The sequence below is a fragment of the Synechococcus sp. PCC 6716 genome (assembly GCF_022570815.1).
GTDB lineage: Bacteria > Cyanobacteriota > Cyanobacteriia > Thermosynechococcales > Thermosynechococcaceae > Thermosynechococcus > Thermosynechococcus lividus.
Genome location: NZ_JAKLTU010000023.1, coordinates 100,058 through 115,183, shown reverse-complemented (window position 1 = coordinate 115,183; position 15,126 = coordinate 100,058). Strand labels below are relative to the sequence as shown.

Annotated in this window: 13 protein-coding genes and 1 tRNA gene; 7 read left to right on the top strand and 7 right to left on the bottom strand. The window is 53.9% G+C overall.

Annotation, left to right across the window (positions count from 1 at the left end):
• The first annotated feature begins 184 nt into the window (after positions 1-184).
• From L5220_RS10315 to L5220_RS10305, 3 genes are all read left to right on the top strand, one after another.
• The gene (locus L5220_RS10315) at positions 185-325 is read left to right on the top strand and encodes a hypothetical protein (RefSeq protein ID WP_448527357.1); all 141 of its coding nucleotides are present in this window, start codon (positions 185-187) and stop codon (positions 323-325) included.
• A 174-nt stretch (positions 326-499) separates the two neighbouring features.
• Positions 500-802 carry a carbon dioxide-concentrating mechanism protein CcmK gene (locus L5220_RS10310; RefSeq protein ID WP_099799273.1) on the top strand — a complete coding sequence of 101 codons (303 nt, stop codon included), beginning with the start codon at positions 500-502 and terminating at the stop codon, positions 800-802.
• Between the two features lie 124 nt (positions 803-926).
• Positions 927-1,823, top strand: coding sequence for a CoB--CoM heterodisulfide reductase iron-sulfur subunit B family protein (locus tag L5220_RS10305; RefSeq protein WP_499573414.1), 897 nt, complete (start codon positions 927-929; stop codon positions 1,821-1,823).
• A 6-nt stretch (positions 1,824-1,829) separates the two neighbouring features.
• On the opposite strand, the gene L5220_RS10300 is transcribed toward L5220_RS10305, so the two are convergent.
• Both L5220_RS10300 and L5220_RS10295 read right to left on the bottom strand, forming a co-directional pair.
• Positions 1,830-2,225: a hypothetical protein gene (locus L5220_RS10300; RefSeq protein WP_499573412.1), complete on the bottom strand. Its 396-nt coding sequence runs from the start codon at positions 2,223-2,225 to the stop codon at positions 1,830-1,832.
• Between the two features lie 254 nt (positions 2,226-2,479).
• A complete protein-coding gene (locus L5220_RS10295) occupies positions 2,480-6,466 on the bottom strand; it encodes a magnesium chelatase subunit H (protein ID WP_448515446.1) in 3,987 nt (1,328 codons plus the stop codon).
• Positions 6,467-6,768: 302 nt separating this feature from the next.
• Between L5220_RS10295 and L5220_RS10290 the strand changes: the two genes are divergently transcribed.
• The 3 genes from L5220_RS10290 (at position 6,769) to L5220_RS10280 (ending at position 10,472) form a co-directional block, all read left to right on the top strand.
• Positions 6,769-9,708 carry a CHASE2 domain-containing protein gene (locus L5220_RS10290; protein WP_499573410.1) on the top strand — a complete coding sequence of 980 codons (2,940 nt, stop codon included), beginning with the start codon at positions 6,769-6,771 and terminating at the stop codon, positions 9,706-9,708.
• 69 nt (positions 9,709-9,777) lie between these two features.
• Complete coding sequence (locus tag L5220_RS10285) at positions 9,778-10,104, top strand: hypothetical protein (RefSeq protein WP_448515444.1); 327 nt, start codon at positions 9,778-9,780, stop codon at positions 10,102-10,104.
• Between the two features lie 2 nt (positions 10,105-10,106).
• Complete coding sequence (locus L5220_RS10280) at positions 10,107-10,472, top strand: YtxH domain-containing protein (protein WP_448515443.1); 366 nt, start codon at positions 10,107-10,109, stop codon at positions 10,470-10,472.
• On the opposite strand, the gene L5220_RS10275 is transcribed toward L5220_RS10280, so the two are convergent.
• The 3 genes from L5220_RS10275 to L5220_RS10265 all read right to left on the bottom strand — a co-directional run bounded on the left by L5220_RS10275 (position 10,461) and on the right by L5220_RS10265 (position 12,407).
• Entirely contained in the window at positions 10,461-11,225 is a 765-nt protein-coding gene (locus L5220_RS10275) for an HAD family hydrolase (protein WP_448515442.1), read from the bottom strand. The two genes, L5220_RS10280 and L5220_RS10275, sit on opposite strands and share 12 nt — an antisense overlap.
• 20 nt (positions 11,226-11,245) lie before the next feature.
• Positions 11,246-11,317 (bottom strand) — tRNA-Gln (locus L5220_RS10270).
• Between the two features lie 73 nt (positions 11,318-11,390).
• Positions 11,391-12,407 carry a sulfate/molybdate ABC transporter ATP-binding protein gene (locus L5220_RS10265; RefSeq protein WP_499573405.1) on the bottom strand — a complete coding sequence of 339 codons (1,017 nt, stop codon included), beginning with the start codon at positions 12,405-12,407 and terminating at the stop codon, positions 11,391-11,393.
• Positions 12,408-12,797: 390 nt separating this feature from the next.
• On the opposite strand from L5220_RS10265, the gene L5220_RS10260 reads away from it, so the two are divergent.
• Positions 12,798-13,019, top strand: coding sequence for a DUF4327 family protein (locus L5220_RS10260; RefSeq protein WP_448515440.1), 222 nt, complete (start codon positions 12,798-12,800; stop codon positions 13,017-13,019).
• Between the two features lie 82 nt (positions 13,020-13,101).
• On the opposite strand, the gene L5220_RS10255 is transcribed toward L5220_RS10260, so the two are convergent.
• Together L5220_RS10255 and L5220_RS10250 are read right to left on the bottom strand one after the other, a co-directional pair.
• Complete coding sequence (locus L5220_RS10255; protein ID WP_499573403.1) at positions 13,102-13,455, bottom strand: hypothetical protein; 354 nt, start codon at positions 13,453-13,455, stop codon at positions 13,102-13,104.
• Positions 13,456-13,532: 77 nt separating this feature from the next.
• Positions 13,533-15,074 (bottom strand): bifunctional pantoate--beta-alanine ligase/(d)CMP kinase, encoded by a 1,542-nt coding sequence (locus L5220_RS10250; protein ID WP_499573402.1) that lies wholly within the window; start codon positions 15,072-15,074, stop codon positions 13,533-13,535.
• Between the last annotated feature and the right edge of the window lie 52 nt (positions 15,075-15,126).

The following is a 15,126-nucleotide window of genomic DNA, read 5'->3' as shown; positions in this document are numbered from 1 at the left end:
TTGACAGCGAGTATTTATCACCAACCCCCTTCCTCTTCATGGGGAAGGCRATCGAATGGAAACGTAAGGCCGGTACCGCTGTCGATCTCGATTTGCGCTCCCTCCCTTCCTCTTCATGGGGAAGGCGATCGAATGGAAACTTAATTAAGTAATAAGGGAATAAAGATACTTGCAGGGAGCTAGTATGCGCTTTACGGTTCTGACTGTGGCTGTCGTGGTATCCTTAGTCGCCCTCTATGCTTGGGGCGGCAGTTGGCTTCGGAACCTTGGCACCTTGGGTGTTCTTACGCTCTACTGGTTTGCTGTCTTTCAGCCTAAGTCTTGACCTGCTGGCACCTTAATGATTATCTTTGATTATCTTTTGCCAGAGACGACCTTCCTCATAAGACGGCTGTGCAACTTCAAGCACGAGGGAGACTGCTGTCGCCTGCTCGTTAGCATTGCCTTGGAACAGATTAGAATCGCAGCCGAAGGTGCTAGCTCTTAGGGATAGGGTGTCATGAGCCAACAAGCCGTAGGAATGATTCAGGTCATGGGGTACCCAGCAGCACTTGCGGTTGCTGACACCTTGGTGAAAGCAGCTAACGTACAACTGGTGAGTTGTGAAGGCATTGGCAGTGGCTACTGGACGCTGGTGATTCGTGGCGCAGTTGCCGAGGTCAATGCAGCAGTTCAGGCGGTGCGATCGCACTCGCAGCCACCGATTCTGTCTCACCAAATTATTGCGCAGCCCCAATCCAACCTAGAGCAAGTGCTGCCCATTCGCTCTCCCCACGCTCCCCTTGACGATTTTCTTCTGTAGCAGAGGCAGGATGATCTTCTGCTCGATATTGGCCTCATTGCGCTTGACATCCTCCCCACCGCAAGCGGACGGGGTTTTCCGCTCACATTCGATAAACTAAGAGTACCTGCTAGGAATGCTGTCGATGACCACTCTTCGCTATGCCTATTATCCGGGCTGTGTGGCTCAAGGGGCTTGCCGCGAGCTAGATCTTGCCACCCGAGCGATCGCCCCCCGCTTAGATATAGAACTCATTGAACTGAAACAGGCAGCGTGTTGTGGCTCAGGCACCTTTAAGGAAAATTCATGGTTGTTAGAAGACACGGTGAATGCCCGCAATATTGCCCTTGCTGAAGCGTTGGAATTGCCATTATTAACCCATTGCAGTACCTGCCAAGGAGTCATTGGGCATGTGGATGAACGCCTAAAAGAGTTCCAGCGCGATCGCCCCGACTACGTAAATAGCATCAACCAACTGTTAGAGGCAGAAGGTTGCCATCCCTACCGTGGCACCACTGAAGTCAAACATTTGCTGTGGGCAATCATTGGTGATGTGGGGTTAGAGCAATTGCGCTTACGGGTCACTCGTCCCCTAACCAACCTACGCTGTGCTGCTTTTTATGGCTGCTATTTGCTTCGCGCCCAGCGCACCCTTCCCTTCGATCATCCGACTCACCCCAGTTCCCTAGAGAATGTCTTTGATGCCCTTGGGGCAACTGCCGTTGAGTATTCAGGGCGTACCCAATGTTGTGGCTGGCCAATCTCTAGCTATGCAACTCCCGCCGCCTTTCGGATGGCAGCACAACGCCTCCAAGGGGCGATCGCCGCTGGGGCAGATTGCATTGTTACCCCCTGCCCCCTATGCCACCTGAACTTAGATTCCCGGCAGCCAGACATTGAACACCTCATTGGCGAAAAACTAAACTTGCCAGTTTTACATCTACCCCAATTAATTGGCTTAGCCTTGGGGTTGGCTCCTCACCTCTTAGGTTTATCAAAACACGTCGTTTCGGTAGAACCAGTCCTAGCAAAGCTGGCGTAGATTCAGCTAATGGGTATGACGCGATAATAATTGCTCTTCTAAGGCAGCAATTTGATTGTACGCCGCTGTGAGTTGTGCCGTTAACCGCTGGATTTGTACCTCGGCACTCAAGGGGCGATCGCCACTCAGATGGCGGCTGTGGCTATAGTCATCATCCACTAAAATATCCTTATGTTCGGGCATAACCCCAGGGGCACGAGCCGGCACAGTTCCCCTCACCACCTGCTCATTGGCAGCACCGGCAGCAGCTTTGATTCGCCCCTCAGCTAGCGCTTGGGCAACTTTTTGGTTCAGTTGTTCAACAATCTGGTACAAAGCATCGATTTTGTTGCTGAGCACCAATATCTGCTTATGTAGTAAATCCACGGGACACGTCCTCTTGCTGTGGAGTGTAACAGTCATCAACCCAACCTCGCATTTCCCTCAAGCAAACCACTTGAGTTAGCCGTTACCCCAACCAGACGATGCACAAGAGAATTACTCTATCTGTTGGCTGTCAAGATGCGCCTAGTAATTAGCGTTGGATATTCTATTTCCCACAGTAGAGAACATCAATAATATATTGCAACTTTTTCAACAAGACTTAAGGGTGAATAAACTTTTGTAAATATTACTCACCACCAACATAAAAAAAGGGGGAACACCCCCCATCCCTGCTACTCCACCCCTTCGATCTTGTCCTCTACCTCTTGGTAAAGCTGGCGCAGTAAGTCCAGATTGGCTTCACTCGTCTGCCAGTAGCCACGACCATTCAGTTCAAGGAACGTACTCACCATCTTGCGGAAAGAGTGGGGGTTCGTATTCAACAACCGCTGCCGCATCTCAGCATCAAGGATAAAGGTGGCATTGGCCTCTTCGTAAACCCAGTTATCCACCGCCCCCGCCGTGGCCGACCAGCCCATCGTATTGACCAGCCGCTTCGAGATTTCTCGTACCCCCTCGTAACCATGGGAGAGCATTCCCTCGTACCATTTCGGGTTCAAGAGTTTAGTGCGGCTGTCTAAACGCACAGTTTCCGAAAGGGTACGCACTTGGGCATTAGCTGTTGTTGTATCGGCAATGTAGGACTTAGGCTGCTTGCCGTCCCCTCGCAGTGAGCCGACCAGTTTGGTAGGGTCTGAGTCAAAATAGTGGCTCACATCCGTCAGGCTAATTTCGGCAGAGTCCAAGTTCTGGAAGGTGACATCAACGGTTTTGAGGGCAGTCTCAAACAGGTCTCGCGCCTGAACCATCGCTCCCGGTGAATCCGCAGAAAACGCAAAGGACTTGCGCGATAGATACATCTCCTGTAGCTCCGATTCTTGCTCCCAAGAACTATTTTCAACCGCAAGATTCACGTTAGCCGCATAGGAACCAGAGGCATTGGTGAACACCCGGGTGGCAGCTTGGCGCAGGTCAATCCCCAATTCTGCGGCCTGTTGCAGGGCATGTTTGCGGATAAAATTCAGTTCCGTTGGCTCATCAGCTTCTGCTGCCATCTTCACGGCACGGTCAATGAGCGCCATCTGGTTAATGAACAGATCCCGAAATACCCCAGAGCAGTTCACGACAACATCAATGCGGGGACGACCCAGCTCCTCTAGGGGAATTAGCTCCACTTTATTGACACGGCCCAAGGAATCTGGCAAAGGCCGTGCCCCCACTAACCACAGCACCTGCGCGAGGGATTCACCGTAGGTTTTAATGTTGTCCGTTCCCCACAGCACCATGGCAATGCTTTCGGGCCATTGGTCGTTGTTCTCAGCTTTTTGCCGTGCCAAGAGGCGATCCACCACCACTTTGGCAGATTGAATGGCGGCAGCGGTGGGAATGGCTTGAGGGTCAAGGGCATGGATGTTTTTGCCGGTGGGCAACACGTCGGGATTGCGAATGGGATCGCCCCCAGGCCCGGGGAGAATGTATTCCCCTTCGAGGGCTTGTAGGAGTGCCCCCAGTTCATTGTCTGCAACAATTTGCTGCAAACAGAACTCGAGGTATTCCATCAGGGGTTTAAGGGAGCCTACATCGATGTGGGGATAGCCCGATCCATGGAGGCTTTCAATCCACGGCGCTTTGCGCCCCATATTAAAGAAGTTCAGCTTCGAGACTTTAGACACGCGGCCATCGGCATCAGCTTGGGCTTGTACCAGTGCGGTGACGGCTGCCCGGGTGGCTTGGTTAATCTGCTGCAATAGTTCCACATCGGCGAGAACACCGCGATCGCTCCCGCGATAAATGTCATCAATATCGCGCCCCAAGCTTTCGGCAATCAGACGCGGGAGGCTCTTGATTTCCTCTTCAGGGCGATCCAAGCTGGCAATATTGACTAAGGTAGCCACGGCCTCTTCGGTGCTCGGTGGCTGACCAATGACGTGCAGACCACAGGGCAGCAGCCGACTTTCAATCTCCATTAACTTGATATAGACCTTGCCAACGAGGGTATCGCGCTCTTCGGCAGTGAGGTTGGCCGCATCCTGATCCGGTAGCGCCACATCCTGATCTAAATTGACCAAGCGGCATTTATCCATGATCGTATTCACGATTTGTACCCCGCGCCCGCTATCTTTGAGGCTTTGGTAAGAGCCAATGAGATCGCTGAGTTCCCGCAACCCTTTATACAAACCAGCATTTTCGGCGGGAGGCGTTAAATAGCTAATGGTGTTGGCGTAGCTGCGTCGCTTCGCAATGGTGGCCTCTGATGGGTTATTGGCGGCGTAGTAGTAGAGGTTGGGAATACTGCCAATTAAGTTATCGGGATAGCACTCGCCCGACATCCCCATCTGTTTGCCGGGCATGAATTCAAGGGAGCCGTGGGTGCCAAAGTGCAGCACCGCATCTGCTTTCCAGATGTGGTTTAAGAATGTGTAGTAGGCCGCAAAGCCATGGTGGGGACTAGCTGAGCGCGAAAAGAGTAGCCGCATGGGATCCCCTTCGTAGCCAAAGGTGGGCTGCACCCCAATGAAAACGTTGCCGTAGGCTTTGCCATAGATCAAGAGGTTTTGGCCATCGCTGTTGAGATGCCCAGGGGGTTTACCCCAGTTCTCTTCTAGGCGTTTGGCGTAGGGGGTGAGCCGCTCGTACTCTGCTACACTCATGCGGTAGGCAATATTGAGTTCGGGGCTGCCCACTTGGGCGCGGGCATCGTGAAGCACCTCCTGCATGAGGGCTTCGGCATTTTCAGGTAGCTCCGGTAGGTCGTAGCCGTTATTTTTGAGGGCTTCCATAACCTTGTAGATGGAGCCAAAGACATCGAGGTAGGCGGCTGTACCAACATTCCCCTTATCTGGTGGGAAGCTAAAAATGGTGATCGCTATTTTTTTATTGACTTTGGGTTTGCGGCGTAGGTTAACCCACTTCAGGGCACGCTGGACAATCATTTCTACCCGATCCTGTAGGGCGATCGCCTTGCCCGTCACGCCATCGCGGCCAGAGAGGATAATCGGTTCAATGGCACCATCCAGTTCCGGTAGGGCAATTTGCAAGGCCACTTGGATAGGATGTAACCCCAGATCGCTATCTTCCCACTCCTCTGTGGTTTGAAAGACCAAGGGCAGCGCTACCATGTAGGGGCGATTGAGCTTTTTCAGGGCGGCAACGGCTTTGCCATGATCCTGCTTGGCAGGGCCACCGACAAGGGCAAACCCCGTAAGGGAGACCACCGTATCGACAATGGGCTTCTCTGGCTGTAGAGGGTCGTAGAAGAACTGCTCGAGGGGGGTGGAAAAATCCAGTCCACCGGAGAAGACGGGGATCACCCGTGCTCCTTGGGACTCAAATTCTTGGACAATGGCGACGTAGTGGGCATCATCGCCGGTGACAAGGTGGGTGCGCTGCAGCAGTAGGCCAATGGTGGGCACCAAGGGATCCTTGAGGTCGTTGCCAATGTCGCCACGGCTGTTGAACCAGTTCAGGTATTCCTTCAGGTCTTCAAACATCTGGGGGGCAAGGGGATGCCAAATGCCTGTATCCGGATAGGTGACCGGTTCTTGGTAGGTGAGGGTATGACTGCTGTCTAACTGTCCTTTGAAGACGTAGCGATCGCCCAGCATCAGGAGGAAGTTTTGTAGGTTTTCGGGGGAGCCTCCCAGCCAGTACTGGAAGCTGAGCATGAAGTTGCGCGCATCTTGGGCTTTGTCGATGGGCAAATACTTTAGTACCTGTGGCAGGGTGCGCAATAGCTTGAGCATGGCATCTTGGAAGCCTGCTCCGGACTTCTCTTTGCGCTTTTTCATGAAGTTGGCAATCACGCTCTTGGATTGGCCGATCTGCGCTAAGGAAAAGCTGCCCATTTTGTTGAGGCGCATTACCTGTGGCAGGGAGGGAAACACCACGGCCACATCGAGGCGATCGCGGTAGGGCTGAACCGCTTCCACCACCTTGTCAGCTAAATCCTCAATAAAAATCAATGACGCAATAAATACATTCGCCCGCGCCACATCTTCACAAAAAGCCGCGTAGTTCTCGGAATTCCGCAGTTCTTCGAGGAGATAACCACTAATTTCAATGGCAACGTGGGGATGATTGTCGTTAATGCTGCGCACGGCTGCCGAAAGGGCACTTTGATACTGCGCTTCAAGTACCACATACACCACTCGCAAGAGCGATCGCCCCTTTAGCGCCGCTGGTGCGATATGCCGAATCGTGGACTTGACGTGGGTGAACATGCGTTCGGACTCCTTGTAACAACCGATAACAAACCCAAGAAGCGGGATGTACCTCTTGTGGTTGTAGCAGAAAATCAAGCTGTAGAGAGACTTTGCGCTGCTTCAGTAACAAATTGCAAAGTTTTACTGCCTAGGTATTAAAACTTATTACATCCCTTGACAAGAGCTTGCTGTTTGTGGATTTGCCAAAGCTAGAGGTGTGGTTCACTATAGGAAGCAACGTTAGTGCCCGGCCACGGCTTGGGCAGCAGCGATCGAGTTTGGTGTTGAGTATGGTGCCTTCGCCACAGCAACAGAGGTTGATGCCGTATTTTGCAGTTGGTATCGCGGCGGCGATCGCCACGGTGGGAGTGGTGGGGCTACAGGCACTGACTCTACTAGAGCCGCTGGAACTCAGGGTGTATGATCAATGGCTGCGCTGGCGACCCGCCACAGCCTCTGCTGATCGAATATTGATTGTGGCTATTGGCGAAGAGGATATTCAAGCCCTGAAGCAATATCCTGTCCCTGACGAGGTACTGATCCAAGCCGTGGCAGAGTTACAGAAGCACCGCCCCAAGGTCGTTGGGATTGACATTTTCCGGGACTTCCCCGTGCCGGATCGCTTTCGCCCCCCCACCCAGACCCTGCCATCCCTAGGGCGAGCAATGATGACCCAACCCAACACCGTCATTGTCTGTAAAGTGGGTCAAGGGGCTGAGCCGGATATTGCTCCCCCCGCTGGACTCTTGCCAAACCAAATTGGCTTTGCGGATATTCCGGTGGATAGTGATGGTGTCGTGCGCCGTGCCATTCTGGCCACTACTCCAGAGGCCAAGGCTCGCTGTCATACACCGCAGTCCTTTGCCCTTGCCCTCGCCAGCATTTTTCTGGGGACAACCCCCCAACGTCGCGGTAAGGATGGCTTGGCGTTGGGGACGGCTCGCTTTCAGGCACTGACCCCTAACTGGGGAGGCTACAGCAACCTAGATGCAGCAGGTTTCCAGATCCTCATTAACTATGGAACCAGCCCACGCACCTACGAAACCGTGAGTCTCACAGATGTCTTGAGCGAGCGGGTGTTGCCCTCCCAAGTGCGCGATCGCGCTGTACTGATTGGGGTGACCGGCAGTAGCAGCAACGATAAGCTCCTAACGCCCCTTAGCCAACCTGATCAGGGAAATCGCTTCACGGCTGGGGTGGTGGTGCAAGCCGCTATTTTAGACGACCTTTTAGCTGCTGCCCTTGACAATCGCCCTCCCCTCTGGACATGGCCGCAAGGGGCGATCGCCCTGTGGATTTTTGGCTGGTCACTCGTGGGGGCGCTGATTACCCTCAAAGGTCAGCGCTGGCTGGTTCTGCCCCTCTTTGTGACTGCTGGGGTTAGCCTAGGGGGGCTCACCTTTTTGCTATTTTTACAATCCGGCTGGATTCCTCTGGTCGCACCAGAACTTGGGTTTGTCAGTGCTGGGGTTTTGATGCTGGCGTACCGCGCCTTGGCCGTTTCCCCTTCTCAACGCTCGCGATCGCCCTCGACGGATGAACCTGAACCAATGTCTGTTCCCCCCTTCGCATTGGTTAATGACCGCCCCTCCACCGCTCCCCAAGCCTTGTCTGAAGCGGCAGCCGATTCGCTCCTGATGGAAGATAAAAACACAGATGTTACCCCCGATGCCAATGCCACCGTTGTGCAACCGGACACCTGCATTCCCTTTACCCCTGTTCCCCAAGCCGCTGAAACCACCGTCAACCCAGATTTGACCGCTGCTGAGCCAGCGAGTCGCGAAACACTCTTGACCCCTGTTGTGGATGAGGTACCCATTACCGAGATTCCCAGTGCCGCCGGCACAGCTACTAACCCCACGGAAATGGAAACCTTTCTCGTTGTAGAGCCTACAGACCCAGAAAGTGTGCCCACTGCCATCCAAGATGTCATCCCAGAGACCCAACTCACCCTAGACCCTTCAGACACAGCGTTGACCGCTGCAAGCAAGCTCACTGCCGCAACCTCAACAACTCCCTTAGAAACCCAGCTAGAGCTACCAGAGCATCCCGTGTCAGTCCCCTCAGCAGCAGAGTTGCCAGAAACCCAAGTATCGCTGCCAGAGCCGCTGCCTCCAACTTCTGCCCCAACCACGACTCGGTGGTTTACTGAGGTACCGGACACCCAAGTCGTTGTCCCCGAGGAGGGATCTGCCGTCAGCACTGATGTTGCCGTTGACAGCAGTTCCAGTGATCTCCTGTCGCCAACCCTAGTCAGCGAGGTAGCGGTCAACCTTGATCCAGATGCGGTGGACACTCAGTTGGGAGTTGTAGCCACGCCAGCCACCCTAGAGCCGGTTGCCGCACCGGATACCACCGACACCCTTGCACCCCCTAGCACTTGCCCGTCTCCAGTCCCCAAAACCACGGTGGTTACAGATAGTGAAGCGGCGGCAACCGAGTCCCTGCCCCACATTTTGGGGGGGCGCTACCAAGTGCTCAGCCAGTTGGGGGAAGGCGGATTTGGACGAACATTCTTAGCCGCAGACCAGCATTTGCCCGATCATCCGATCTGTGTGATTAAACAGTTAGTGCCCTCCCGCAAGGATGAGCGGTTTCTGGCCATTGCCCGCCGCTTGTTCCAGCGCGAAGCCGAAGCACTTGCCCAGCTAGGACAGCACCCGCGCATTCCGCGGCTGTTGGCTTACTTTGAGGAGGAGGGGGTCTTTTACCTCACTCAAGAGTACGTGGAGGGGGAATCGCTCAAGGAAGAGTTTGAAAAAAAATTAACTCTGTCCCAAGCAGAGGCGATCGCCATCCTCAGAAGTATTCTTGAGCTACTCGAGTACGTGCATCAGTTAGGGGTAATTCACCGCGATATTAAACCCGCCAACATCATGCGCCGCCGCAGTGATCAACAACTATTTCTCATTGATTTTGGTGCGGTGCGCCACGTTCAACCGGAGGATCTACAAAAGCACGGCAAATATACAATCTCGATTGGCACCCGTGGGTACGCCCCCAGCGAACAGATGGCGGGTCGGCCAGTCATTGCCAGTGACCTCTACTCCTTGGGAATGGTGATTATTGAAGGCTTAACGGGGTTAGCACCCATGGATCTGCCCAATGATCCGACCACAGGGGATGTGGTGTGGGAGCCTGGGACGCATCTTGCACCAGCGTTTGTGGCTATTTTGAACCGCATGGTTCGGTACAATTTCCGCGATCGCTACCAGAGCGCCGCAGAGGTGTTAGCCGCTTTGGCAGCCGCGGGTCTCTAGACTCGCGGGCTAGTTGCCCCTACACTTGTGGCAATCTATGAAAAGATGAACCAGTAGTTGAAGGCAACGATGATACCCTCCACCGGCATGGTCTGGATTGTTGTTGGTTGTAATTGCCTGATTGCGATCATTGCCCTTTGGGTGGCTTGGCAATTGGTGAAACTGCGGCAGACGTTGCGGGGGGTTGCCCGGGCGCTGTTGGATGCCGAGCGCAGTACCCATGGCGTACTGGGGGGAGCGCCACAGGTCATTATGATTGGTCAGCGTGGGGTCGCGGGGTTGCGATCGCAACTGCCCCGCTGGGGACGGCAGCAGCGTAATGTCCGCCTGTTTTTAACCTTGATAAGCTGGATAAGTCGGTATAGTACCCCGTGGCTACGGCAACGAAGGAGATAACCATGGCAAATCAGCAAGGAAGTGGCGGTGCCTTTTTGGGGGGGCTGCTTCTGGGGGGGGCAATTGGCACAGTGGTTGGTCTGCTGGTTGCCCCGCGCTCTGGCAAGGAAACGCGACAACTGTTGAAAAAATCTGCCGATGCTCTGCCGGAGCTATTGGAGGACATTAGCAGCAGTTTTGAACAGCACCGCGATCGCCTCTCGGAAACCACCCAAGAGCGTTGGCAGGCCACCCTCGATCGCCTGAAAGACGCGATCGCCGTCGGCATTGAAGTCACTCAGCAGCAGCGCCAAGCCTTTAGCCGCGAAGCCAATGGCATGGCACTGAGCGATCTCGATGAGGAAAATTCTGGGGATCTACGGCGTTAAGAGGGCACAAAATTCGCCCAAGGTTAACGGCTGAATGCGGGGGTGCGCCTGCGCCTGTTGGCAATCGTCTGCGGTTGTGTAGCCCCACGTGGCCAAAAAAAGGCGAGTGGATACCAACTCTGGGGTAGCAGCGACCTCTAGGAGCGCCCCCAAACGATCCTCCACAAACCACAGTGGTGTACCGTAGGCTGCTTGCAGTTGCGAAAGAATCATCGGCTTGGGCTGCTGTTGCTCCTTGCCGTAGATAGCCGTAGCCGGAACAGTGATCCCCGCCTGCTCTAGCAAATAGGTCACAAAGCGCTGTTCTTTGGTGGTCACAATGGCCATCGCATGGCCTTGGGCTTGCCAGCGCTGCACAGCGGCCACCACTCCATCATAAAAGTCATGGAGCATCAACCAGTGTTGCCAGTCGTTGCGGATCCACTCATCCCGCAGCCCATCGACCCGCTGCCCCAGATCCGCTGCACTAAGGTGATAGGTGTGAAGAAGGCGATCGCGCACCTGGGGCCAATGGGCGCTGATCTCCGCAGTGGGGATTTCCTCAAGGATGGCTCGCAACAGAACTGGCATTTCCCAGCCCACCGTAATCACAGGCCGCAGTTGGTAAAATTGCTGCTCTAGGTCAGCAAGGGCAACATCAGAGGTCTGCCATACCTGTTGATACACCCGCCAACTGGTTTGAAAATACTCCCGCAGGCCATTACAGAGGACTCCGTCAAAGTCTAGAGCCAGCAGACTCGGCAAGACATCCATACCTTCGAACCACAAGGGAACTGGGGCGGGAGGATTCGAACCCCCGAATGGCGGGACCAAAACCCGCTGCCTTACCGCTTGGCGACACCCCATTGCATCGCTTTGTTAGCATAGCAAGTTTGACGCAATTTGTTCAAGCGATCGCTCCACTTTTCTCAGGCCGCCCTAAATACTGTAGTAGAGCGGAAATGACTTTGCTTCCTTCAGTTTAATAAACACCTGCTGCTGTGGCTCTAGGGTGAGATCATCAAATCGCTCTCGCGATAAGTGCGCCATTAACTCCTGCCCATCGTCTAGGCGTAATTCCACTTGAATTTCCCAGCCCAGATGAATAATGCGACTAATGCGCGCAGGCACGGTGTTGCCATTGGGGCGAGTTTCAATAAGAATGTCGCGGGGGCGCAGAAAAATATCGCAGTGCGGCGCACGATTGTCACTTTGCTCAAAGATGCGGGAGGTGCTGCGCAGAACATTCACCGGCCCAATAAAGCTCATGACAAAGGGACTCGCAGGGTGATCATAAATCTCAGCGGGCGTGCCTACTTGCTCCACTTGGCCTTTGTTCATCACCACAATCTGATCGGCAACCTCCATCGCCTCTTCCTGGTCGTGGGTGACAAATACCGTGGTGACATGGACATCATCGTGGAGGTGGCGCAACCATGCCCGTAGTTCTTTGCGAACCTTGGCATCGAGGGCACCAAAGGGTTCATCCAGCAACAGGACTTTGGGTTCTACTGCTAATGCCCGCGCTAAGGCCACCCGCTGCCGCTGCCCACCAGATAGCTGGGAGGGATAGCGATCGCCCAACCCAGCAAGCTGAACGAGATCCAGTAGCTCCTCAACCCGAGCTTTGATTTTAGCAGCGGGCACTTTGCGCAGCTCAAGGCCAAAGGCGACATTTTGGCGCACGGTCATGTGCTTAAACAGGGCATAGTGCTGAAATACAAAACCAATGTTGCGCTCCTGCACACTCTGGTAGGTGGCATCTTTACCGGTGAGGAGAATACGTCCTGTATCCGGCATTTCTAAGCCAGCAATGAGCCGTAGCAGCGTTGACTTGCCGGAGCCTGAAGGCCCAAGTAAGGCCACCAGTGAACCGCTGGCAATTTCAAGATCCACCTGTTTGACCGCTTGAAAGGTACCAAACGACTTGGAAACATTGTCAATGGTGATGCCCATCGCTGTCCTGCTGCTAGCTATACTCTAGTTTCTCTATAAGATTACCGTAGTTTTTTACACGATAGCGCCCTCGGTACCCTCAATTTGCCTGAAGACCTTCAAAAGACTGGTAGAGGCGTGGCTGTGGCAAAGGGGCGATGTAGCCACTAGTGAGATGTGCCCCCAGCATTTGGGTTGGGGAGTAGCCAAGCAAACTGATTGAGTCCTGCTGACCTAGCAGCTCGAAAATTTTACGTCAAGACCCCCTGACCTAGGAAACATTTGTTATTATGAGCAGTAGTTCCCTAGAGCAAAAATAAGAATGGTTCAGTATTACAGACTACAGTTTGTTAATTCTGGCTGTTAATTCTGAATGCACTGCTAGGGTATCTTCCGCCAAACGAGGATGTTATGGTTCAATCCCTTCAATACTCCATCGAGCTAGTTCAAGACGAAGCCCGTCAACTGGTGGCCAAGGGAGTGGTCAGTCGGCAGCAGCCTATCTACACCCTCTGCCAGTACGTGCCAGTTCGGGAGTGGCCTCTGATTGAGGCGGAGCTAGAACGTTGCGACTTTATGCTGCGAGATCGCATCGGTGATCTGATTGGTCGTGAGTGCTGGGATAACGATTAAACCTTGGTAACCTACCCCGCCACGTCGGGGGGTAGGCAATTCCACAAAACTAAGTCAACTGTTGTCTAGAGCGAACCTAGACTTAGGGGGCAGGTGAATTTTGATTCTGCTGCATATCTTCACGAATAGCCCTCAAGGTTTCGATTATAAGCTTAATATCGGCTTCTATGGCCTTCGCTTCGGCAGAGCTGGCTCGTGGGGGGTTGGAATTGGCTGTTTGTTGGGCTACAAATGCATCAATTAACGTGCGAGCTTGTGCTTCAGTGACTCGCCCCTTTTCAGCCCAAAGACTGGCTAGTTGGCGAAGATCGAGGCGCAGTTGGGCAAGATTTTCTTGGCGCTTGCCTTCATCTTGAAGCGACTCAACAGCAGCGGTGACTGCCCCAATACCAGCATAATAGGCTTGCTGTAGCAGTTCTAGGGGATTGCGATCCATGGTGTTGTGAGAAATCTCCCAAAACGGGGGATGTGAAGGTGTCTTCCTGACACTGTAAGGGAAGATTGGCCTGAGAATCAAGGTTGTGGATAGCGGCGGCGGTAAAGGTGAACAATTTTGCTAATGACATCGGCAATACTCAAGTTGTCGGTACACACTTCGATGGCATCCGCTGCTTTGCGAAAGGGCGCATAGGCGCGCTGCTGATCAGCGGTGTCCCGCTCAATCATTTGCTGTAGCAAGTCTTCGTAGGTGATCTCCTGTTGTCCCTGCTCCTGTAGTTCCTGCCAGCGACGCTTTGCCCGTTCCTGGGAGGAAGCAGTCAGGAAAATTTTCACGCCCGCCTCCGGAAAGACGTGGGTGCCAATATCCCGTCCTTCGGCAGCCACCCCCCCCTGAGCGCCCATCTGCCGCTGTTGCTGTACCATCAGGCGGCGGACTCCTGGCAGGGCAGCCACCTGTGAGACCCGCTGGGTGACCTCAAGGGAGCGAATGGCTGCTGTGATGTCTTGGTCATTGAGCCATACTTGGGACGGTTGATTGGGATCGCGGCTGTCTAAGCGAATCCGACACTGGGCAACTGCTTCAACAACGGCCACTTCATCCGTGAGATCAATGTGATGCTGCAAACACCACCATGTGGCAGCACGGTACATTGCACCCGTATCTAGATACTGCAGTCCTAAGGCATGGGCCGCTTGCCGAGTGACGGTGGATTTGCCTGCACCAGCGGGGCCGTCAATGGCTAAAATCCCAAGGCGACGGTCTAACAAACAGTTATCAATGAGCCGGGTGTTGCCTACCCAAGCGGCGATCGCCAGCAAGCCAACGGTATCCACCTGCTCTAAAGGCACCAGCGTATCTGGGTGCACCAATTCGGCATAGTCCAGACGCAGATCAGGAAACTGTTGCAAATGGCTTGTCACCTGCTGTCGCAGAATAGCCGCCGTAACACAGCCGTTGCGAAACGCCTGAGTTGCTAGTTGTAAGGCTTGGCTCAGAGCCAATGCTGTGGCGCGTTCTCTCTCACTGAGGTACTGATTCCGAGAACTGAGGGCGAGGCCATCGCTATCGCGCACAATTGGGCAGGCAATAATTTCCACATCAAGGTTTAAGTCAGCGACACAGCGGCGGATGATGGCCAATTGCTGGGCATCCTTTTGGCCAAAGTAGGCGCGATCGGGTTGGATAATATGCAATAGCTTCAGAATAACTGTGGCAACGCCGCGAAAATGGCTAGGGCGAGAACGACCACACAAGCCGGTGGTTAACTCTCTTGGGGGGTCAACGGTTGTCAATCCGTCCAAGCCATGGGGGTAGAGTTCATGAACACTAGGGGTAAACACAATATCCACACCCAAGTCACGGCATAGTTGCAGATCCGCTGTCAGTGACCGCGGGTAGCGCTCTAGGTCTTCGTGGGGGGCAAACTGAAGTGGGTTGACAAAGATACTCACAACTACCACATCACAGTCTTGGCGTGCCCGCTCAATGAGGGATTGATGCCCACGGTGCAGTGCCCCCATGGTTGGCACAAAGCCAATGGTTCTGGGAGGAGTCAGATGGCGCAGTGCTGTTTGCAAGCCAACAATCGTGTTCACATGATGAAAGGTACCCATAGGTTCATCACTGGTTCACAGCAGGCGATCGCCAAAACATTCTCCATCCTAG